Genomic DNA, 20,382 nt, shown 5'->3' on the forward strand with positions numbered 1-20,382 from the left:
TGTCCACCCCGCTGACTGATTATTGCCGATCCCTATTTTTATGCCACCCTCCTGGGCAGGCATCCCGCTATTGCTGCGCGTCCTTGGGCGGCATCCGGGGCGGCGGCAGCGGCGTGAACACCGACCCTTGCGCGCCGGCCGGCGGGGCCACGAACGTCCCCGTGGTGGAATCACCGCCGGTGGTCTCCACGATCGTCTTCGGCGTGATGTACTCCCTGACGAAGTCCATGATGGTGCCGTCGCCGCCGCCGAAATCCGCCGCCCGCCCGCCTTGCGGATGCCCGGCCTTGATCTCGTTCTCGGCGGTGTGGGTCTGCTCCGCCAACGCCTCGCTATAGGGAATGCGGAAAGCGCGCGGGATCGCGCTCGGCCGGTTGTCCTCGTCGAGCTCCTCGACCCAGAGATAGATCGAGCCCGAGTCGCCCTCCAGCGAATGCGGCTCCACGATCCGCGTCGACAGCAGCTTGAAGTTCGCCGGCAATTTTTCCGCGGACGCCCAGCCGAGCAGACCGCGCATGCCGCCGAAGCTGACGAAGTAGAACGCGCTGGTCACGACGATGACGACAGCCTTCAGCGACCAGTGCAGTCGCGCATAGACCAGCACGATCAGGAGCAGCGCACCGACCACCGCGTATGCGACCGCAAGCGTGAGAATGACCGACTGCAAGCTAATCATTGCGGAGCACCCTGACGCCGCTTTTCGGGACACCGGTTTTCGGATCGAGGTCGCCGCCGTTGCGCCAACTGCTGCGGAAGGTCTCGAGCAGCGACTTCGGCCGCCGGTCCACGTTGATCACCTTGCCCTCGGCGTCGAGACGAAACCTGACCGCGGTCTTCTCGTCGCCCGTGTGATCGACGGTCAGCTTGTCGTCGAAGATCACCTGCGCCGTCGGATTGAGCTTCTGCACCTTCACATTGGCCTGCACCGGCTCGCCGGTCGTCGCCTGGAAATGCGAGACGTTGACGGTGTATTCGCCGGCGACGACGCCGCGCAGCGTGACGATCTCCTCGCGGATTGGCGAGGCGATCTTCTTGCCGTTGACGATGATGAAGTCGTTGGCGCCACCACGATCGTCGCGATCGAGCGTCAGGAAGCCGGCTTCGCGATGCCGGTACCAGGCGATGTTGCCGGCCGGATCCTGCACGAACAGGTCGAGATCGTCAGGATGGTTGTCCGGCCAGTCCATCGTGATGATGAACTCCGCCTTGGATTCGATCTTGCCTTCCTTGGAGTCCGGCGACACCGCAAGCAGCGCCAGGAAGAACAGGAAGGCGATGACCTGCAGCGCCTTGAATAGCATCACGCCGAGCGGATCGAACGGCTCCTCGCGCGGATAGAGCCCGAACTCATCCATCATGACGGCGTACCAAGGCGACGTTCCAGGGCCGGCGTGACGTGCGTCTCGGTCAGCACGACGGCGTCGGAAAACACCCGCTGGGTCGCAGAATCGAGCATGTAATACTGGATCCGCACCAGGATCGATCCAATCAGTCCGGCCAGCGTCGTGTACATCGCGACCGCCATGCCGTCGCTCATCAGGCCCATCGACGATTTCATCGCGACCTTGTCGGCGGCATCCAGCGAAGCGATCGGCGCCAGCATGATGATGAAGCCGATGATGGTGCCGAGCAGGCCGAGCTTCATCAGCGTATCGGAGACGAAGGCGCCAAAGCCGTTGGACCCGCGCAGCCGGTCCGCCAGCGTCCGCAGCAGCAGGGTCTGGTCGATGCGCCCCTTGGCCTGCGCCTCGGCCTTCTGCACCAGGCTTTTGATGTGATCGGTGACGAGCCCGCCGGGCAGGCCGCGCGCATCCGATGCAAGCGCCCCTGATGCAAGGATCCTGGCGCCATCGGGCGCGGCGAGGATGGTGCGGCAGGAGCGCGCGACCTCGCCTTCCCGCGCGATCGCCCGCGTCCGCCAGAAGCAATGGATGCAGGTGACGATGTAGAGGACCGCGATGACGCTGGAAATGTAGGTGCGGTCCGAACTGATCATGAGGCGGATCAGCCCGTAGCGCCACAGCAGGAAGGCGGCGAACACCGAAAGGCCGGTGAAGATCAACCAGAGCAGCAGGGCGCTGCGCTCCGCCGCGTCCGTGCCGGCCGATGCGGCCGCGACGTCGACCTTGGCATCCATGCTGCGTGAGCTCCCTGTGGCGACTGTTCCATGAGGCTCCGCGGGCCTCACTTTCCGTTAGAGCAGAGCCGGCCTGCGCCGTCCAAAGACATCTGCCCAGATTTCGTCGGGCAAATTTCCCGACCTGCACAGCTTCGCATGCTTGCGATTGGCGGGGAACAGCGCTGCTGTTAGCATCGCATTTCTCGTTTGAGCATGACCAGCCGCGTCTCTCCGTTCCGGATCATGCTCTGGCCGTGGAGTGATCGCATGCGCCTCGTGCTTCAACTGGTCGCCCGCCTGCTCGTGATCGTCGCGCTATGCCTCGGCGCAGCCACCGTCTGGGCCACGATCGACGCCTATCGCAGCGTCGATCGCGCCACGCAGGCGTCCGCCGAGCGGGTTTCGCAATCGCTCGAAGCGCTGTACTGGCGCGAATTGCTGCTGCGCAGCAACCGGATGCGCGAGCAATTGCTGCCGGCACCGGACTGGCGCACCATCGAAACCATGGGCCTGATCGCGCCCGGGATCTGCGTGCAGTTCGAACCGGCCGGCGCCTTCGAGAAGCCGCTCTGCGGCCAGAGCAAGGGGATCGGCAAGGCGCCGCCGCGCTGGTTCGCGGCCACCGTGCAGATGGTGCTCGGCGATCACGCCACCGTGGAGCGGCCGATCAGCGCCCGCGCCGCGACCGCGGGAACCGTCCGCGCCATCGCCGATCCGGACGCCGCGATCGCGCTCGCCTGGCAGCACATTCTCGACAACATCCATGTCGCGCTGTTGATGGCGCTCGCCATCGCCCTGCTCGCCTCGCTTGCGATCGCGCACACGCTGGCGCCCGCCCACTCGATCGTGTCGGCGCTGCGGCGCATGGCCGACGGCGAGTACCGTACGCCGCTGCCGCGCGTCCGCTCGATGGAGCTCGCGATGATCGGGCGCGCCGTCAGCGATCTCGGCGACCGCCTCGCGCTTGCCGAGGAGGAACGCACGGTGCTGACGAGGCGGCTGCTCGAAATCCGCAACGACGAACGCCGCACGCTGGCGCGCGAGCTGCACGATGAGTTCGGCCAGAATCTCACCGCGATCCTCGCCTTCGCCAACACGATCGAGGCAAGCGCCGGGGACAAGTACGCCGCCGGCACCGAAATTGCGCAGGATGCACGGATGATCTCGCAGGCGACGCGCCGCATCATGGCGTGCCTGCGCGATACACTGAACCGGCTGCGCCATCCGCCGGCCGAGGAGCTCGGGCTGGAGGCAAGCCTGGTCGATCTCGTCGACAGCTGGCGGTCGCGCACGGCGCAGCCGATGATCCAGCTCGATTTGCAGGGCGACCTTGCCGACATCAGCGGCACGGTCGCCGCCACCGCCTACCGCGTCGCGCAGGAGTGCCTGACCAATGCGCTGCGCCACAGCTCGGCGCGCGAGATCGTGCTGCGGATCGAGCGGCGGACCGGAAGCGAGAACGCCCTGCTGGTCCGCGTCGAGGACGACGGCGGCGGCGATGCGGCCAAGGTGGCGCAATCCGCGGGCTTCGGCCTCACCGGCGTCAGCGAGCGCGTCACGGCCCTCGGCGGCTCGCTGTCGATCGCGCGCGCCAGCCGCGGCCTGTCGGTCGCCGCCACGATCCCGCTCGCCGCCTGAGATGACAACGGTGACTACCCGCGGCATCTCGATCCTGCTGGTGGACGATCATCCGGTCGTCCGCCAGGGCTACCGGCGCGTGCTCGAGCATCAGGACGATTTCCGCGTGGTCGCCGAAGCCGACAACGCCGCCAATGCCTATCGCGCGTTCAAGTCGCACCAGCCCGACGTGGTGGTGATGGACATTTCGATGCCGGGTGCCAGCGGACTGGAGGCGATCCGCAACATCCGCGCGCGCGATGCCGACGCGCGCATCCTCGTCTTCAGCATGCACAGCGAGGCGGCCCAGGTGAAGGCGGCATTCGGCGCCGGTGCCAGTGGCTTCGTCACCAAGGGCAGCGAACCGGCCGAGCTGATCGCAGCGATCCGCTCGGTAGCGCGCGGCGAGCATGCGATGAGCGACGACGTCGCGCGCGTGCTGGCGCTGGAGAGCCTGGTGCCGACCCGATCGGCGCTCGACCAGCTCGGCGAGCGGGAGATCGAAATCCTCCGGCAGCTGGCGGCCGGCAGCACCAAGGAGCAGATCGCCGCCAACCTCAACCTCAGCACCAAGACCGTGCAGAACTATCACTACCTCATCAAGGCAAAGACCGGCATGCGGACCGACGCCCAGCTGGTCCGCCTCGCCGTCGAATGCGGGCTGGCGAATTTGTGAACTTCGTAGCCCGGATGCAGCGCAGCGAAATCCGGGATCGTCCCGTCCACTCGGTCCCCGGATTGCGCTTCGCTCCATCCGGGCTACGAGCTGGTGCCATTGCCCCGTGACAACGCGGCGGGTTACGCTACGCTGACCCGCCCTACGCAATCACAAGAAACGGACGCTCCCCATGCCCATCGTCAATCGCGTTGCCGCCCTCTCGGATGAAATGGCCGCCTGGCGCCATGACTTCCATGAGAATCCTGAACTACTTTACGAAGTCCATCGCACCGCCGGCATCGTCGCCGAGAAGCTGCGCGAGTTCGGCTGCGACGAGGTGGTGACGGGGATCGGGCGCACCGGCGTGGTCGGCGTGATCCGCGGCCGCAAATCAACATCGGGAAAGACCATCGGCCTGCGCGCCGACATGGACGCGCTGCCGATCGCGGAGGCCTCGGGCGTCGCCTATGCCTCGAAGATTCCCGGCAAGATGCACGCCTGCGGCCATGACGGCCACACCGCGATGCTGCTCGGCGCCGCCAAATATCTCACCGAGACCCGCAATTTCGACGGCACAGCGGTCGTGATCTTCCAGCCCGCCGAGGAAGGCGGCGCCGGCGGCAAGGCGATGGTCGACGACGGGCTGATGACCCGCTGGGGCATCCAGGAGGTCTACGGCCTGCACAACATGCCGGGGCTGCCCGAGGGTTACTTCGCGACCACGCCGGGCGCGATGCTGGCCTCGTCGGATACGTTGAAGATCGTCGTCCACGGCAAGGGCGGCCACGCCGGCGCCGCGCCGCACGAGGCGGTCGACAGCGTGCTGATCGGTGCCCAGATCATCAATGCGCTGCAGTCGATCGTATCGCGCAATGTCGACCCGCTGAAATCGGCGGTCATCTCGATCACCATGTTCGAGGCCGGCACCGCGTTCAACGTGATCCCGGAGACCGTGACGCTGGGTGGCACCGTGCGCACGCTCGATCCTGGTGTGCGCGACCTGGTCGAGCGCCGGATCGGCGAGGTCGCCTCCAGCATCGCCAAGGCCTATGGCGGCTCGGCCGAGACGGATTATGGACGCATGTATCCGGTGACGTTGAACCACGCGCGCGAGGCCGGCGTCGCCGCCGAGGTCGCGCGCGACGTGGTCGGCGCCGACCGCGTCAACGACAATCTGGTGCCGGTGATGGGCGCCGAGGATTTCGCGTTCATGCTGGAGGCGCGCCCCGGCGCGTTCGTCTTCCTCGGCATGGGCGACGGTCCGATGTGCCACCACCCCGCCTACAAGTTCAACGACAACATCCTCGGCCACGGCGCCTCCTACTGGGTGCGCCTGGTCGAGAAGCAGATGCCGGCGGGCTAGCGCCGCTCATGCAGCCACGGCCCGGTCGCTCGCTTCGCGACCAAGCCGCCAGCTTTCACAAGCGCGGCTGCTGTTGCGTGGTGCAGTGGATGCCGCCGCCACCGGCGGCGATGCCATCGATGTTGAGCTGGATGATTTCCCGGTCCGGGTACAGTTCGCGCAACTTGTCGCGCGCGTTGCGGTCCGCCGCTGGGTCACCGAATTCCGGCGCGATCACGGCACCGTTGCAGACATAGAAATTGATGTAACCGGCGGCGAAGTCCTTGCTGCTGTGCTTCGGACGCACCGTCGACGGGCCCTGCAACACCACGACATCCAGGCGCCGGCCCTTCGCATCAACAGCGCCGCGCAACAAATCGAGGTGTCGTTTGGTCACCGCATGATCGAAGGACGACGGGTCTGGTTCCAGGCCGGCTACGACAACGCCGGGACTGGCAAATCGCGCGTAGAAGTCGGTATGTCCGTCGGTGATGTCCTTGCCGGCGATGCCGGGCAGCCAGATGATCTTGTCCAGTCCGAGCAGGCGAGACAATTCGTCTTCGCATTTTGCCTTGGAGACGTCGGGATTGCGATTTGGGTTGAGGACGCAGCTCTCGGTGATGATGGCCGTCCCCTCACCGTCGACCTCGATCCCGCCGCCTTCCAGCACCAGATCGGCCTTCAAGAAGATTGCCTGCGCGGCTCCGGCCAGATGCTCTGCAACCTTGGCATCGCGTGCATATAGATGCTGCTTGCGTGCGTACGGTTGCGGCTTGTTGCCCCAGCCGTTGAAATTGAAACCGACGGCGCCGAGCTGCCCGGCAGGATTGGTCACAAAGACCGGTCCCGTGTCGCGCAGCCACACATCATCGAGCGGTTGAACGGCGAGGCTGACCGAGGGACCGCACAGCCGCGCGGCGATGTCGTAGTCCTCCTCGCGCACGAGCATCTTCACCGGCTCATAGACCGCGATTGCCTTGGCAACGCTGGCGAGATTATTTCTTATGACGGGAAGAAGCTTCGTGCCCCAAAGCTCCACGTCGGCGCCGAAGGCCATCCAGGTGGCGGCATGCGGGGCGCCCTCGTCCGGCATGCGCCAGTTCGTTTGATGTCGTGCAGAATCGTTCATGAGCATTCGAACCGCGATGGCCGCCCCCCGTTCGTCACAGGGTAACGCAGGTGTCCCCGCGCGGGCGACCATTTTGGAACGCACCGAGCCGGCCGCCCATGCCTAGCGGGCGGGGTCGACCTCGCTTGTCCCCATCATGCGCGCGGCGACACGGTCGCGCTTGACGAAGTGGTGGAAGGCGACCGCGGCGAGATGCAGCACGATCAGCGCCAGCAAGACATAGGCGAAGAAGATGTGGCGATCCTCATAGGCATCCGCCGCCGCCTTGTCGGGCGAGGTGATCTGGGGAACGTGAAACAGGCCGAAGAAGCTCGAATAATCCTGGGCGCGGGCGCCGGAATGCGCCCACCCCAGCATCGCCACCAGGATGGTGACGGCATAGAGCGCGCCGTGGCTGACGCGGGCGGCGATCCGCTGCCAAGCGGGCATGTCGGCCGGTAGCGCCGGCGTCGGGTTAAGGCCGCGCCAGGACAGCCGCAGCACGGTGAACAGCAGCACCAGGTAGCCGATATCGGCGTGGATCGAGCGGTAGAAGAACTTGTCCGCCCGCGCCGGGACGTGGTTCATCCACCAGCCATAGGCCAGCATGCCGATGATGGCGATGCCGAGCCCCCAGTGGAACGCGCGGGCGAGCGAGCCCCAGCTCGCGGCGGTATTGCGGATCATGTCGCGTGGCCCCCTTGCGGCCGCATTTTTGGATTTCACACGTCGCAGCAATAGTTTGCCGTGATACTTGCAGCTATCGGTCAAGGCCATGTGAAATTCCCGGCTTCTCCGCCTTTTGTCGGCCGAAGCGGCCGGATAGCCAAAAACAACTGAATGGTAACCCTGCTTCGGATAGAGTTTTCGCGTGTCCACACCCCCGACCATCCTTGTGTTCGATTCCGGCCTCGGCGGCCTCACCGTGCTGCGCGAGATCGTCCGCGCCCGGCCCGACGCGCATTACGTCTATGTCGCCGACGACGCCTTCTTCCCCTATGGCCACCACGGCGAGGACGAGATCATCGCCCGCGTGGTGCCGCTGGCCGGTGAGCTGATCGCGGCCCACGCGCCCGACCTCGTCGTGATCGCCTGCAACACGGCATCCACCCTGGTCATGTCGCATCTGCGCGACGCCTATCCTTTGCCCTTCGTCGGCACCGTGCCGGCGATCAAGCCGGCCTGCGCCTCGTCGAAAACGAAGCGCGTGTCGGTGCTCGGCACAAGGGGCACCGTGAAGCGCGAATATACCCGCAAGCTGATCTCGGACTTTGCGCAGGGCTGCGAGGTGACGCTGGTCGGCTCCGGCGAGCTCGCCTCGCTGGCGGAGGCTGCCCTCAGCGGCGAGAGCGTGCGCGACGAGGACATCGCGGCCGAGCTCGCGCCCTGCTTCGTCGGCGATGGCGCCCACGACCCTGCCCGCACCGACACCGTCGTGCTCGCCTGCACGCATTATCCGCTGCTGCTGGAACGCCTCACCCGGCTCGCACCCTGGCCGGTCGACTGGATCGATCCGGCGCCGGCGATCGCACGCCGCGTCGCCGACCTGCTCGGCCCGGCCCGCCACGAGAGCGACCAGGCCGGCGCCGAGATGATCTTCACCTCGAAGCGCCCGCACGCGCTGACGGAAGCCTTGACGCCATTCTTCGGCGGCCGCGTCCCGGCCTGATCCTTTTCGCCGTCACAACGCGCTGCTAGCCTCTGCTCTCCTTCGAGGGAGGACCGAATTTGACCGCAGCCCCGCTGACGCCACTCAATCGCCTGCGCAAGCAGTGGCGCGACAAGCGCCCGACCTTCGGCGCGATCGCGACCATTCCGAGCATCCAGACCGTGCAGATCATGGCGCAGTCGCTGGACTGGATCATCGTCGATCTCGAGCACGGCCCGATCGATCTCGGCACCGCCCATGCGATGATCGTGGCGACCTCTGGCACGCCCTGCGTGCCGATGGTGCGGATCGCCGCCAACGAGCCGCATCTCGCCAAGGCACCGATGGACATCGGCGCGCTCGGCATCAATTTTCCGATGATCTGCAACGCAAGCGATGCGGTGAAGGCGGTGCGCAGCGTGCGCTATCCGCCGAAAGGCGACCGGCTCTGGGGACCGTTCCATGCGCCGTTCCGCTGGGGCGTCTCGATGAACGACTACATGGCGACCGCTGACGACGACATGATCTGCATGATCACGATCGAGCATGTCGATGCCGTGAACCGCATCGACGAGATCATGGCGACGCCGGGCATTGACCTCGCGGTGATTGGCCCCGGCGATCTCGCCACCTCGATCAACAAGCGCGGTCTGCCCGACGATCCCGAAGTGGTCGCGCTGATGCAGCGCGCCGAACAAGGCATCATGAAAAGCGGCGTGCCGATCGGCGGCGTGGCGCGCACCGCCGAACAGGCCAATGCGATGATCGAGCGCGGTTACCTCGCGCTCGCGCTGGGCTTCGACTGGTCGCTGTTCCAGCGCGGCATTGCGGCTGCGTTCGCGGGGATCAAGCGGTAGGCGTCAACGCGGCCGCGCGGCGCTCCGCTCGTTCACAGCTGCCGGCGAGCAGGTTCCCGTCACGTCGAGAAGGAACCGCGGCGCAACTTCCGGCGCCGCGCCTGCGATGGAGTGAACAGTACGCATCACCATTGCCGAGACAGCTCGTTCGCCTGAGTAGCTCATGAATATGCGGCGCAAACCCGCGCTGTTGGATGAACGGACTAATCCCAATGTCGCAAGTGCACATCACACATCGCCCGCTTTCCGCCGCGATTCCGCGCTGCTAGAGTTTTGCGGGTTGGGAGGAAAATGCATGTTCAGGAAATTACTGCTTGGTCTCACCGTGATTGCGCTTGCCGGTGCCGGCGCTGCCTTTGCGCAGCAGAGCGGCATCAAGCGGACGCCGCTGCAGAAGGTCGATTTTCCGCCGGGCTACAATACGGTCACCGCGATCGCCGAGGTTCCGGCCGGGGGTGCGTCGGGGCGTCACACCCATCCCGGCGCTGAAACCGGCTATGTGCTCGAAGGCGAGCTCGAACTCCTGATCGACGGCAAGCCGCCGTTGAAGCTGAAGGCGGGCGATTCCTACCAGATCCCGGAAGGCGCGGTGCACGACGCCAAGACGTCCGGCGACAAGCCGCTCAAGGTGCTCGGCGTCTACGTGGTCAAGGCCGGCGAGCCGTTGGCAAAACCAGCGCCGTGAGCAGAACCCCTTGGTCCTCGACCAGTCGGTTCATCTGAGCTTCAGGTGCGGCGAGCAATCATTTGAGCTCGCCGGGCCTTTGATTTTTTGCCTGTTTGCAAGGGAACTGAACCGAACGGATGCGCGGTAAATTTCGTCAGATTTCATTGCCGCGCCGTCTCGTCGCCGATCTGATGCATGCATCGGCCGGCGTGCCGCTGGTCTCCCTGAAGCGCACCTTGAACGTCCGCGCAATCGTCGAGGCCCGTGCGCGTGCGGCGCAGGCACCGGGCTGGGCCGCCATCTTCGTCAAGGCATTCGCGCTGGTCGCCAGGACCGAGCCGACCCTGCGCACGCTGCACGTCAAGTGGCCGTGGCCTTGCCTCTACGAGCTGCCGCGCAGCGTCGGCATGGTGGCGATTGCGCGCGTTGAGAAGGGCGAGGACTGCGTGCTGTTCGAGCGCGTCTGTGCCGCCGACGAGATGCCGCTCGCTGAGGTCGACGCGCTGATCCGCCGCGCCAAGACCGCGCCGCTCCACGAAATCCCCTCGTTCCGCAAAATACTCTGCGTGACGCGCCTGCCGCTGCCGCTGCGCCGCCTGGCGTGGGCGATCGGGATGAATTTTGGCCGGCAGCGCGCCAATTTCTGCGGCAGTTTTGGCGTGACCTCGGTCGCGGCCTATGGCCCCGGCGAGTTGCACGCGCTGAGCCCGGGGCCATTCCTGTTGAGCTATGGCGTGATCAGGCCGGACCACACCGTCGACGTGGTGCTGCGCTGGGACCATCTGGTCTGCGACGCCGCCCTGATCGCGCAGACCTTGACCCGCCTCGAGCAGGTGCTGGGCGGCGAAATCGCCGCGGAACTGGGCGCGGGCCGGCCGCAAGCCGATGCCCGGCTGGTCCGGGCGGCCGGAAGCCGCCTCTGAGGGACGAAATTGGCCAATTTCGACGCCGATTCGGCCCAAAATGCCCTGCGTTTTGTTTGACAGAACCGGACTTTCTCCTTAAGACCACCCTTGCTCGCGGGCCGGTTTCGGCCCGCGATGCGTTTCGCGACCCGTGGTCCTCCCCGAGCTTTCGAGGCGGACCTGTCGGTACAGGCCCTTTGGCCGGTACACAGGAGGGCGCGTCTCCTCAAACCTGAAACTGACAAAACGCCGGACGCTGGGTGCGACGGCTATGCAAAAGAGGACGCGATGACAAAGCGCAGTGAGGCGAAGTACAAGATCGATCGCCGCATGGGCCAGAATATCTGGGGCCGCCCGAAGAGCCCCGTGAACCGCCGCGAATACGGCCCCGGCCAGCACGGCCAGCGCCGCAAGGGCAAGCTCTCCGACTTCGGCGTGCAGCTGCGCGCCAAGCAGAAGCTCAAGGGCTACTACGCCAACATTTCCGAGCGCCAGTTCCACGGCATCTATGTCGAAGCCAGCCGCCTGAAGGGCGACACCGGCGAGAACCTGATCGGCCTCCTGGAGCGCCGTCTCGACACCGTGGTCTATCGCTCCAAGTTCGTCTCCACGATGTTCGCCGCGCGCCAGTTCATCAACCACGGCCACATCAAGGTGAACGGCCGCAAGGTCAACATCGGCAGCTACAAGCTGAAGGTCGGCGACCTCATCGAGGTCAAGGAATCCTCCAAGCAGCTGACCCCGGTGCTGGAAGCGGCCCAGCTCCCCGAGCGTGACGTGCCCGACTTCATCGAGGTCGATCACTCCAAGATGACCGCGAAGTTCGCGCGCACCCCCGGCCTCTCGGACGTACCGTTCCCGGTGCAGATGGAGCCGCATCTGATCGTCGAATTCTATTCGCGCTGATCACTTCAGCATTGCGAGATCCGAAAGGCCCCGGTTTTGCCGGGGCCTTTTTGTTTGCCCACAAGACGACTATCATATGCGGGACTTGGCAGATGGTTGCCGTTGAGGTTTCTTGCCGATGACCCGGTTACTCGAACAGGCCTTCGAGACAGTTTCAAGCTTGCCTGACACAGAGCAGGACGAGCTCGCGCGCATCATGCTGCAGCTTGCCGGAGTCGACCAACCACCGCTCCAGCTCACGCCGGAAGAAGACGCCGATCTGGCTGAAGCCGACGCCGAGATTGCACGCGGCGAGCTGGCAACGGCCGAGGAAGTCCGTGCGATGTGGGCAAAGCACGGGCTGTGAACGTCCGTTACACGCGACGCGCTCTTGTTCAGATTGATCGGGCACTTTCCTATATCGAAACACGATCGCCCCAGGGCGCGGTCCATGTGCGCGACCGCATCTTGGCACTTGTCACGCTGCTGCAAGAGCAGCCGCGTGCGGGGCGCCCGACAAGCCGCCCAGGCGTCCGCCGGATTTCGGCGACACCATATCCCTACCTGATCGACTATCGCGTGACGCCCACCGAGATCATCATTATGCGGTTTCGTCACGCCGCCCGGAGGCCTATACGCTAAAGCATGATCCGGAAAAGCGCGAAGCGGTTTTCCGGATACGATCATGCTCAAACAAGAAGCCAGGGCGCGATGACGATTCATCTTATCTCATCGCGTTTCAGCAGCGAATCCGCCCTCAGTGCGGAGCGATGAGGAAAGCCATGCACTACACCCCTGCCCGGCCCGATCCCAAGGCCCCGCCCGTTCGCATCAACCTTCTGTCCGATACGCAGACCAGGCCGACGCCGGCGATGCGCGAGGCGATGGCGAAGGCGGAGGTCGGCGACGAGCAGGTCGGGGACGATCCGACCACCAACGAGCTCTGCGCCCGCGTCGCCGATCTGCTCGGCAAGGAAGCCGCCGTGTTCATGCCGTCGGGCACCATGTGCAACGTTGCGGCGACGCTGGCCTATTGCCGTCCCGGCGACGAGATTTTGGCGCATGCGACCGCGCATATCATTGCGCGCGAGGGCGGCGCCCATGCCGCGCTCGGCGGTTTCCAGATCACGCAGCTGCCGGGCGATGACGGCCAGTTCACGCCGGACACCTTCCAGGCCGCGCTGCATCCGCGCACCCGCTACCAGCCGCCGCAGGTGCTCGTCAGCGTCGAGCAGACCGCCAATATCGGCGGCGGCACGATTTGGAAGAAGGCGGCGCTCGACGAGGTCGTGCGCATCGCCAAGGCCCACGGCCTTGTCACCCACATGGACGGCGCGCGGCTGCTCAATGCGACCGTCGCGTCCGGCATCTCGCCGCGCGACATGACGGCGGGCTGGGATTCCGCCTGGATCGATTTCTCCAAGGGCCTCGGCGCGCCGATCGGCGGCGTGATCGCCGGCACCCGGGCGTTCATCGACGATGTCTGGCGCTGGAAGCAGCGGCTCGGCGGCTCGATGCGGCAGTCCGGCGTCTGCGCTGCCGCCTGCATCCACGCGCTCGATCACCATGTCGACCGCCTCGCCGACGACCACGCCAATGCGCGAGCCCTGGCGCGCGGCCTGTCGCAGATCAACGGCATCGCGGTGCAGGCGCCGGAGACCAACCTCGTGTTCTTCAAGCCCGACGGCGCCGGGGTATCAGGCGACAAGATGGTCGCTGAGCTGCGCAAGCGCGGCGTGACACTGGCGATGATGGACGGCCGGATCAGGGCCTGCACGCATCTCGATGTCACGGCAGCGATGATCGAGGAAGCGGTCGGACACGTCAGGGACATCGTGCGCGCGGCGTAACTCCCGTAGCCCGGATGGAGCTCCACGAAATCCGGCTGCCAAACTACGGCAGCCGCTTTCCGACGTGGTCCGTTCCTTCCTGGTGAAGGGTCACTTGCCTTGCCACGTTCCGACCGTCCGTGTCGAATGACAGCACCGCATCGACGACTTTGAAAAAGAACTCGTGATCGCTGGTGGCGAAGATTTCGCGCCGCTCCTGCCCTGTCGCCTCGCTGAACAGGCGATTGCCCTCCCTTGTGACGCGGATCGAAAATTCCGGCGAGAACCGATAGGTCCCGACCAGACGGTCCAGCGTCTGCGGGCTCACTGCGATGAACTTCCCGACCTTGGCCTGGCGATCCGGCCAGCCGTACTCGGCCGCGATGCTGCGCAGGATTTCGTCGACGAGGATCCGACCGCCCCAGCCGTTGGTCATGACAACGGCGCCATCGCCATTCTCGAAAATGACCATGGTGTCGATGAAGCCCTCGTTCACGCCGTTGTGCCAGAATTGCCGGTTGGGCGCCGAGCCGCGAACCAGCCAGCCCAGCCCCCGTCGTCCGATCCCAGGAGGTAGCCCGTCGGCACTGCCGAGAACCGGCGAGAGCATCTCGGCCGTCATCGATTGCGACAGAACGGGATTGCTCCGACCGGCCAACGAATCCAGCACGCCGAGCAAGAGATGGGCGAGATCGGTCGGCGTCGTCCATAATCCCGCGGCGGCCAGTTCGGGATAGACGTGCGGGCCGCCCGGCACCGGCGCGCCGTCTGACCGGTACGGTGTGGCGGCCATCGTCAAACGATCCGCAGGCAATGGCTGCGCGAAGCTGGAAATCGTCATCCCGAAAGGCTTGAGGACGACGTCGTCGAGCAGCGCAGGAAACGGCCGCCCCGTCACGTCGACGAGCAGTTGCTGAACGATCGTATAGCCGCTGCCGGAATATTGATCCTGCTTGCCGGGTTCGTGCTCGACCCGGACAGGCGCGCTGTTCGCAGGTGGCGTGCCATCGAGAATCTGGCGAAGAGAGGGGACCGGCTGGCCGGCCCGATAGCCCGGGTAGTAGGGCACGTTGGTCCCGGCCGTGTGGCTCAGCAACCGCCGAACTGTCACCCGGGATTGGGAATACGGATAGTCCGGAATCTTCCAGCTCTTGAGCGCAACTTTGACGTCCGCATCGAGATCGAGCTTGCCGGCCTGGGCCAGCGCCAGAGCGGCGATGGCGGTCACCGGCTTGCTGATCGAGGCCGCCTGAAACAGCGTTTCCGGCACCACGGGCGGACCGCCGATGGCAACCGAGCCAAAGCCACGCGCCCATTCGATGGCGCCGCCATGAATCACCGCGATGCTGACACCGGGAACGTGCAGCTCGTTCATGCGATCGGCAAGCGTCATCGGCACATCGCCGTCGACGACAATCGCCGTCCTCAGGCCGTTCAAGACATAGTCGATCCGCTGCATGACGTCGGCATCACCGAGGCGGCGAGGTTCTTCGGCCAGAACAGGCCGGCACGCAGTCATGGCGGCGGATGTGACGGCCACCAGGATGAGCTTGCGGAGAGTGAAAGTCATCGCCTGCATGACCACCTCCACGCGCCACGTCTACCGTCCCATCGCCCGGTAGATCAGCGTCTTCAGCTCCTGCTGGATCCGGCCGCGCTGCGACGGCGTCTGCACCATGAAGATGCCGAACAGATCGTCCGCGGGATCGATGAAGAAGAAGGTGCCTCCGACACCGTCCCAGCGATACTCGCCCAACGGCCAGTCGGTGCTCGGCGGCACCGAGGTGCGGACCGCGAAGCCGAGGCCGAAGCCGGAGTTCGGACCGGGATAGTAGTTCTGGTCGCGCACGACGCCGGTCTCCGGACCGATATGGTCCCTCACCATCAGCGCGATGGTCTCCGGCTTCAGATAGCGCCGGCCCTCGTAGCTGCCGCCATTCAGCAGCATCTGCGAGAAGTGCGCATAGTCGCCGATGGTGCCGACCATGCCGCCGCCGCCGGATTCCCATCGCAGCGGCTTGCGCGGATTACGGACGTCGGCGACCGGACTGATGGTGCGATCGTTCGGCATCGGCTCGGCGATCAGCGGCCATTTCGCCCGGTCGGCGACATAGAACGCGGTCTCGTTCATCCCGAGCGGGCCGAGCAGCCGCTCCTTCTCGACCTGAAACAGCGATTTGCCTGTTATCACCTCGATGATGCGGCCGAGCACGTCGGTGGAATGGCCGTAGTCCCATTGTGCGCCGGGTTGTTCGGCAAGCGGCAATGCCGCAAGCCGCGCCACGAATTCGGCATTGTCGGGATCGTTGTCGAACAGGCCGGCATCGGCGTAGGTCTTGTTCACGATACCACCGCCGTAATAGCCGTAAGGCAGGCCGGCGGTGTGGCGCATCAGGTCTTCGATGGTGATGGGGCGCTTGAACGGCTCCAGCGTCATCGCCATCTTGCCCTCATCGCCGCGCTTTTCCACCCCGACCTTCATATCGGCAAAGGCCGGGATATATTTCGACACCGGATCGCCGAGGGCGAGCTTGCCTTCCTCGACCAGCATCATCGCGATGACCGTGGTGATCGGCTTCGACATCGAATAGAGGCGGAAGATGGTATCCGCGCTCATCGAGAACTCGGTGGCGACGTCGCGAACCCCGAACTTCTCGTAATAGACCGGCTTGCCATGCTGCTGCAGCAGCAGGATCGCGCCCGGGATCTTTCCGGTCGCGACCTCGTTCCGGACATAGTCGGAGACCTTGGCGAGGCCTTCCGCCGAGAAGCTGTGCGCGGCCGGCGCCGCGGAGCCGGCCTTCGCAACCGTTGCGACCAACGCGAACGCGAGTGACGCGACGAACGCGCGGCCCCCACGCATGCAAGCACATGAGCCGATCCGCCTGAATCGGATCATGCCGTCATTCCCTTCTTTTCAACGCGTTGCTTCACGCGAACCGGTATCCACTTCGCTCGAAAACGCTCTAGTTTTCCATGGCTTCATAAACGAGCTGCTTCAGCGTCCGCTGGATGCGCTGACGCTCGGTCGGCGTCTGCTCCAGCAGGACGAAGAAGAAGTCCTGCTTGCGGTCGATGACATAATAGCAGCCGCTGGCGCCGTCCCATTTCAGCTCGCCGAGATCGCCGGGCGGCGGCGGCTTCGCAGTGCCCGGATCGGTGCGTACCGCGATGCCAAGCCCGAAGCCGAAGCCGTCGCCGGGGAAGTAGAAAAAGTCGCGCTCGACGCCTGAGCCCGGGCCGACACGGTCGGTCGTCAGCTCCTTGAACGTTTCGGGCTTCAGGATGGTCTTGCCGTCGAGGGTGCCTCCATTGAGCAGCATCTGCGCGAAGCGCGAATAATCCGCCATGGTCGAGACCATGCCGCCGCTGGCGGACTCCCATTTCTTGACCTTGGTCGGATCGTTGACCCGGCCGACCCGGAAGTCGCTGTCGTTCGGCATCGGCTCGGCCATCAGCTTCTGCTTCTCGGGATCGGTGACGAAGAAGCCGGTGTCCTTCATGCCGAGCGGGTCGAGCAGCCTATCGCGCTCGATCGTCGAGAGCTTCTCGCCGGTGGTCAGCTCCATCACGCGCGCCAGAATGTCGGTGGAATGGCCGTATTGCCAGAGCGCGCCGGGCTGGTTGTGCAGCGGCAGCTTGGCGATCCGCTCGGCGAATTCGGCGAGATCGAAATCTCCGCCGTAGATATTGGCTTCCTTGTAGGCCTTGCGGACCAGGCTGTCGCCATAGAAGCCGTAGGTGATTCCCGACGTATGCGTCATCAGATCGAGGATCGTGAGCGGCCGCTTTGGCGGCACCAGCTCCAGCGTCTTGGTGCCGTCCTCGGCCTTTTTCTCGATGCCGACCTTCACGTTGGCAAAGGACGGAATGTATTTCGAGACGGGATCGTCGAGCTTGTATTTCCCTTCCTGCAGCAACTGCATCGACACCACGGCGGTGATCGACTTGGACATCGAGGCCAGGCGGAAGATGGTCTTGTCCGTGATCGGCACCTTGCTGACCACGTCCTGCACGCCGAAGGCCTCGTGATACACCGGCTTGCCGTGCTGCTGGATCAGGACGATAGCGCCGGGAATCTTTCCGGTCGCGACCTCGTTCTTGAAGAACTCGCTGATCTTGGCGAGCTTGGCGGGATTGAAATGCGCACCCGCCGGAATCTCGTAGGTGCCCTCGGTGTGCGGGTACGCCGGCGCCGCCAGCACCACCGCGGCGGCGGCTGCGGCGGCGCACGTCAAACGAAATGAATGCATTTGAACTATCCCTCCCCGGAAATCACGGGGAAGTGTAGCGGCGGTATCATCAGGCACAAGGGCTGCCAAAGGCCTCCAGGACCTCCTGATGAAGCTGACCGCTTTGGGGCGAGAAGCAGCAGAAGATCACCTGCGTGACGCCGGGTGCGGCGACCAGGGCATCGACGACGGCCTTGACCGCAATGCCGGCGGCGCGGTCCGGCGGGAAGTGATAGACGCCGGTCGAGATCGCGGGAAATGCAATGGAGCCAAGCTGATTGGCGTGGCACAGCTCAATGCCGCGGCGATAGCAGGATGCGAGCAGCGCATCCTCGTTCTGGGTGCCGCCGTGCCAGATCGGGCCGACGGCGTGGATCACGTGCTTGGCCGGGAGCCGATAGCCTTTGGTGATCTTGGCGTCGCCGGTCTTGCAGCCGTGCAGGGCGCGGCACTCGACGAGCAGCTCGGGGCCCGCGGCACGATGGATCGCGCCGTCGACGCCGCCGCCACCGAGCAGCGATGAATTAGCCGCGTTGACGATGGCGTCAACGCGCAGGGTCGTGATGTCGGTAACGATGACTTCGAGCCGCGCCTTGCCGATCTGGCGCGCCGTCAAGGTCAGGCAGCCACGTCGACCGGGATGCCCTTGTCGGCAAACAGCTGCTGCAATTCGCCGGCCTGGAACATCTCGCGGATGATGTCGCAACCGCCGACGAACTCGCCCTTCACATAGAGCTGCGGAATCGTCGGCCAGTTCGAATAGACCTTGATGCCGTTGCGCAGTTCGGCGGACTCGAGAACGTTGAGGCCTTTGTAGCCGACGCCGATGTGGTCGAGGATCTGCACGACCTGACCGGAAAACCCGCACTGCGGGAATTGCGGCGTGCCCTTCATGAACAGCACGACGTCGTTCGACTTCACTTCGTTGTCGATGAATTGCTCGATGCTCATTTTCGCTTCCTTCGGGGGCGACGCTCTCAGGCCTTGACGGGCCGGCCCGCCCTTCTAACCCGTGACTGACTATATATGTAGCTCAAACCATTGTGCATCCAAAGCAAAATGGCGGAAATCTGGCATGCGCTGGGCGCTGCGGGCGCCCGAAAGGGGCCGGGATTATCTGACGGCCCCAATATCATCGCGGGGGGAGGCTTTTTTCCCGTAACGGAGCCCCTATCTAGGACGAACTGTCCGTCGGGAACCAGTTTGCCGAAGCAACGTTCTCTCCCTTGAATCGGAGACCCCTGTGACGAAACCAGCCTCTGCCGCGGCCGCCCTTCCCGCCGCCTCCCCGTCACTGTCCTCCGAATCCGGGCCGCTCGCCGAGCGGCTCGTGGACGCCTATCGCGCCGTCCGCGACGAGACCGAGCGCCGGGCCGCGCCGCTGTCGCCCGAAGACCAGCTGATCCAGTCGATGCCGGATGCGAGCCCCGTCAAATGGCACCGCGCCCATACCACCTGGTTCTTCGAGCAGTTTCTGCTCGGCGAGCACGTCGAGGGCTACACGCCATTCCATCCGGACTACGCCTATCTGTTCAATTCCTATTACGTCAGCGCCGGCCCGCGGCACGCCCGCCACCAGCGTGGCCATCTGACGCGCCCGACGGCCGACGAAGTCACCGCCTACCGCCGCCATGTCGACGCCGAGGTGGTGAAATTCTTCCAGACTGCCGGAGCCGACAAGCTCGAGGCGCTGGTGCCGCTGGTCGAGGTCGGCCTCAATCACGAGCAGCAGCATCAGGAGCTGATGTACACCGACATCCTGCATGCCTTCGCGCAGAACCCGATCCCGCCGGCCTACGATCCGGCGTGGCGCTTCCCGGCGGCGCATCGCGGGCCTGAGGAATGGGTAACGCTCAACGAAGGCATCCACACCGTCGGCCACGCCGACGACAGCTTCCATTTCGACAATGAGAAGCCCGCGCATCGGGCTTTGGTCGGCCCGGTCAAGCTCGCGAAGCATCTCGTCACCAATGCCGACTGGCTCGCCTTTATGAAGGACGGCGGCTATTCCACGGCCACGCTGTGGCTGATGGATGGCTTTGGCACCGTGAGCAACGAGGGCTGGCAGGCACCCGGCCATTGGCGCGAGATCGACGGCGAATGGAAGATCATGACGCTCGGCGGCCTGCAGCCGATCGATCCGTCAGCGCCGGTTTGCCACGTCAGCTATTACGAAGCCGACGCCTTCGCCCGATGGGCCGGCAAGCACCTGCCGACCGAGATGGAATGGGAGGTCGCCGCGCGCGCCGGCCTGCTCAACGACGCCTACGGCATCGTCTGGCAATGGACCCGCAGCTCCTATTCGCCCTACCCGGGTTACCGCGCGATCGAAGGCGCGCTCGGTGAGTACAACGGCAAGTTCATGGTCAACCAGCTCGTGCTGCGCGGCTCGTCGCTGGCGACGCCCGCAGGTCACAGCCGTGTCACCTACCGCAACTTCTTCTATCCGCACCATCGCTGGCAATTCACGGGGTTACGCCTCGCCGACTATGCCTGATCAAGCACTGTCGACATC

The 20,382-nt window shown here is 65.1% G+C and carries 22 protein-coding genes; 12 read left to right on the top strand and 10 right to left on the bottom strand.

The genetic code is table 11. The features are described 5' to 3' along the window. Positions 1-67 precede the first annotated feature (67 nt). The 3 genes from ACVWYP_RS31730 to ACVWYP_RS31740 are packed head-to-tail and all read right to left on the bottom strand — an operon-like array spanning position 68 to position 2,137. Positions 68-676, bottom strand: a complete 609-nt coding sequence (locus ACVWYP_RS31730) for a hypothetical protein (RefSeq protein WP_028339910.1) — start codon at positions 674-676, stop codon at positions 68-70. Next, on the bottom strand, positions 669-1,358 hold the full coding sequence (locus ACVWYP_RS31735; RefSeq protein ID WP_028339909.1) for a hypothetical protein: 690 nt from the start codon (positions 1,356-1,358) through the stop codon (positions 669-671). The genes ACVWYP_RS31730 and ACVWYP_RS31735 overlap by 8 nt, the downstream gene beginning before the upstream one ends. Continuing rightward, positions 1,355-2,137 (bottom strand): MotA/TolQ/ExbB proton channel family protein, encoded by a 783-nt coding sequence (locus ACVWYP_RS31740; RefSeq protein ID WP_304496039.1) that lies wholly within the window; start codon positions 2,135-2,137, stop codon positions 1,355-1,357. The genes ACVWYP_RS31735 and ACVWYP_RS31740 overlap by 4 nt, the downstream gene beginning before the upstream one ends. Before the next feature lie 249 nt (positions 2,138-2,386). Here ACVWYP_RS31740 and ACVWYP_RS31745 point away from each other — a divergent pair, with 249 nt between their 5' ends. The 3 genes from ACVWYP_RS31745 to ACVWYP_RS31755 all read left to right on the top strand — a co-directional run bounded on the left by ACVWYP_RS31745 (position 2,387) and on the right by ACVWYP_RS31755 (position 5,757). Beyond that, a complete protein-coding gene (locus tag ACVWYP_RS31745; RefSeq protein ID WP_028339907.1) occupies positions 2,387-3,757 on the top strand; it encodes a histidine kinase in 1,371 nt (456 codons plus the stop codon). Between the two features lies 1 nt (position 3,758). Further along, entirely contained in the window at positions 3,759-4,412 is a 654-nt protein-coding gene (locus ACVWYP_RS31750) for a response regulator (RefSeq protein WP_028339906.1), read from the top strand. 172 nt (positions 4,413-4,584) lie between these two features. Further along, on the top strand, positions 4,585-5,757 hold the full coding sequence (locus ACVWYP_RS31755; protein ID WP_304496040.1) for a M20 aminoacylase family protein: 1,173 nt from the start codon (positions 4,585-4,587) through the stop codon (positions 5,755-5,757). 55 nt (positions 5,758-5,812) lie between these two features. Here the strand turns inward: ACVWYP_RS31755 and ACVWYP_RS31760 are convergent, their stop codons facing one another. Both ACVWYP_RS31760 and ACVWYP_RS31765 read right to left on the bottom strand, forming a co-directional pair. After that, positions 5,813-6,871, bottom strand: a complete 1,059-nt coding sequence (locus ACVWYP_RS31760) for an agmatine deiminase family protein (protein ID WP_456684257.1) — start codon at positions 6,869-6,871, stop codon at positions 5,813-5,815. A gap of 96 nt (positions 6,872-6,967) precedes the next feature. After that, positions 6,968-7,531: a cytochrome b gene (locus ACVWYP_RS31765; RefSeq protein ID WP_304496042.1), complete on the bottom strand. Its 564-nt coding sequence runs from the start codon at positions 7,529-7,531 to the stop codon at positions 6,968-6,970. A 184-nt stretch (positions 7,532-7,715) separates the two neighbouring features. Between ACVWYP_RS31765 and murI the strand changes: the two genes are divergently transcribed. The 8 genes from murI to ACVWYP_RS31805 all read left to right on the top strand — a co-directional run bounded on the left by murI (position 7,716) and on the right by ACVWYP_RS31805 (position 13,656). Continuing rightward, positions 7,716-8,513, top strand: coding sequence for a glutamate racemase (gene murI / locus ACVWYP_RS31770; RefSeq protein ID WP_304496043.1), 798 nt, complete (start codon positions 7,716-7,718; stop codon positions 8,511-8,513). Positions 8,514-8,572: 59 nt separating this feature from the next. Beyond that, positions 8,573-9,349: an HpcH/HpaI aldolase family protein gene (locus ACVWYP_RS31775; RefSeq protein ID WP_028339902.1), complete on the top strand. Its 777-nt coding sequence runs from the start codon at positions 8,573-8,575 to the stop codon at positions 9,347-9,349. 295 nt (positions 9,350-9,644) lie between these two features. Next, positions 9,645-10,034, top strand: coding sequence for a cupin domain-containing protein (locus tag ACVWYP_RS31780; RefSeq protein ID WP_028339901.1), 390 nt, complete (start codon positions 9,645-9,647; stop codon positions 10,032-10,034). Positions 10,035-10,153: 119 nt separating this feature from the next. Further along, the gene (locus tag ACVWYP_RS31785) at positions 10,154-10,939 is read left to right on the top strand and encodes a hypothetical protein (protein ID WP_028339900.1); all 786 of its coding nucleotides are present in this window, start codon (positions 10,154-10,156) and stop codon (positions 10,937-10,939) included. A gap of 270 nt (positions 10,940-11,209) precedes the next feature. After that, complete coding sequence (gene rpsD / locus ACVWYP_RS31790; RefSeq protein ID WP_016843156.1) at positions 11,210-11,827, top strand: 30S ribosomal protein S4; 618 nt, start codon at positions 11,210-11,212, stop codon at positions 11,825-11,827. Positions 11,828-11,945: 118 nt separating this feature from the next. Beyond that, positions 11,946-12,173: a hypothetical protein gene (locus tag ACVWYP_RS31795; protein WP_304496044.1), complete on the top strand. Its 228-nt coding sequence runs from the start codon at positions 11,946-11,948 to the stop codon at positions 12,171-12,173. Next, positions 12,170-12,448, top strand: a complete 279-nt coding sequence (locus ACVWYP_RS31800) for a type II toxin-antitoxin system RelE/ParE family toxin (protein ID WP_369525530.1) — start codon at positions 12,170-12,172, stop codon at positions 12,446-12,448. The genes ACVWYP_RS31795 and ACVWYP_RS31800 overlap by 4 nt, the downstream gene beginning before the upstream one ends. A gap of 140 nt (positions 12,449-12,588) precedes the next feature. Further along, on the top strand, positions 12,589-13,656 hold the full coding sequence (locus ACVWYP_RS31805; protein ID WP_304496046.1) for a threonine aldolase family protein: 1,068 nt from the start codon (positions 12,589-12,591) through the stop codon (positions 13,654-13,656). Positions 13,657-13,699: 43 nt separating this feature from the next. Here ACVWYP_RS31805 and ACVWYP_RS31810 read toward each other — a convergent pair whose 3' ends face one another. The 5 genes from ACVWYP_RS31810 to grxD all read right to left on the bottom strand — a co-directional run bounded on the left by ACVWYP_RS31810 (position 13,700) and on the right by grxD (position 18,818). After that, positions 13,700-15,214, bottom strand: coding sequence for a serine hydrolase (locus ACVWYP_RS31810; protein WP_304496047.1), 1,515 nt, complete (start codon positions 15,212-15,214; stop codon positions 13,700-13,702). Between the two features lie 21 nt (positions 15,215-15,235). Beyond that, the gene (locus ACVWYP_RS31815; protein WP_304496048.1) at positions 15,236-16,498 is read right to left on the bottom strand and encodes a serine hydrolase domain-containing protein; all 1,263 of its coding nucleotides are present in this window, start codon (positions 16,496-16,498) and stop codon (positions 15,236-15,238) included. Between the two features lie 103 nt (positions 16,499-16,601). Beyond that, positions 16,602-17,888 carry a serine hydrolase domain-containing protein gene (locus ACVWYP_RS31820; RefSeq protein WP_304496049.1) on the bottom strand — a complete coding sequence of 429 codons (1,287 nt, stop codon included), beginning with the start codon at positions 17,886-17,888 and terminating at the stop codon, positions 16,602-16,604. A 49-nt stretch (positions 17,889-17,937) separates the two neighbouring features. Continuing rightward, a complete protein-coding gene (locus ACVWYP_RS31825) occupies positions 17,938-18,489 on the bottom strand; it encodes an O-acetyl-ADP-ribose deacetylase (RefSeq protein ID WP_304500335.1) in 552 nt (183 codons plus the stop codon). Next, complete coding sequence (gene grxD / locus ACVWYP_RS31830; protein ID WP_016843475.1) at positions 18,486-18,818, bottom strand: Grx4 family monothiol glutaredoxin; 333 nt, start codon at positions 18,816-18,818, stop codon at positions 18,486-18,488. Before grxD ends, ACVWYP_RS31825 begins: the two co-directional genes overlap by 4 nt. 292 nt (positions 18,819-19,110) lie before the next feature. Between grxD and egtB the strand changes: the two genes are divergently transcribed. Continuing rightward, positions 19,111-20,364, top strand: a complete 1,254-nt coding sequence (gene egtB / locus ACVWYP_RS31835; protein WP_304496050.1) for an ergothioneine biosynthesis protein EgtB — start codon at positions 19,111-19,113, stop codon at positions 20,362-20,364. The last annotated feature ends 18 nt before the right edge of the window (positions 20,365-20,382 follow it).

Source organism: Bradyrhizobium sp. USDA 3262, from assembly GCF_054060035.1.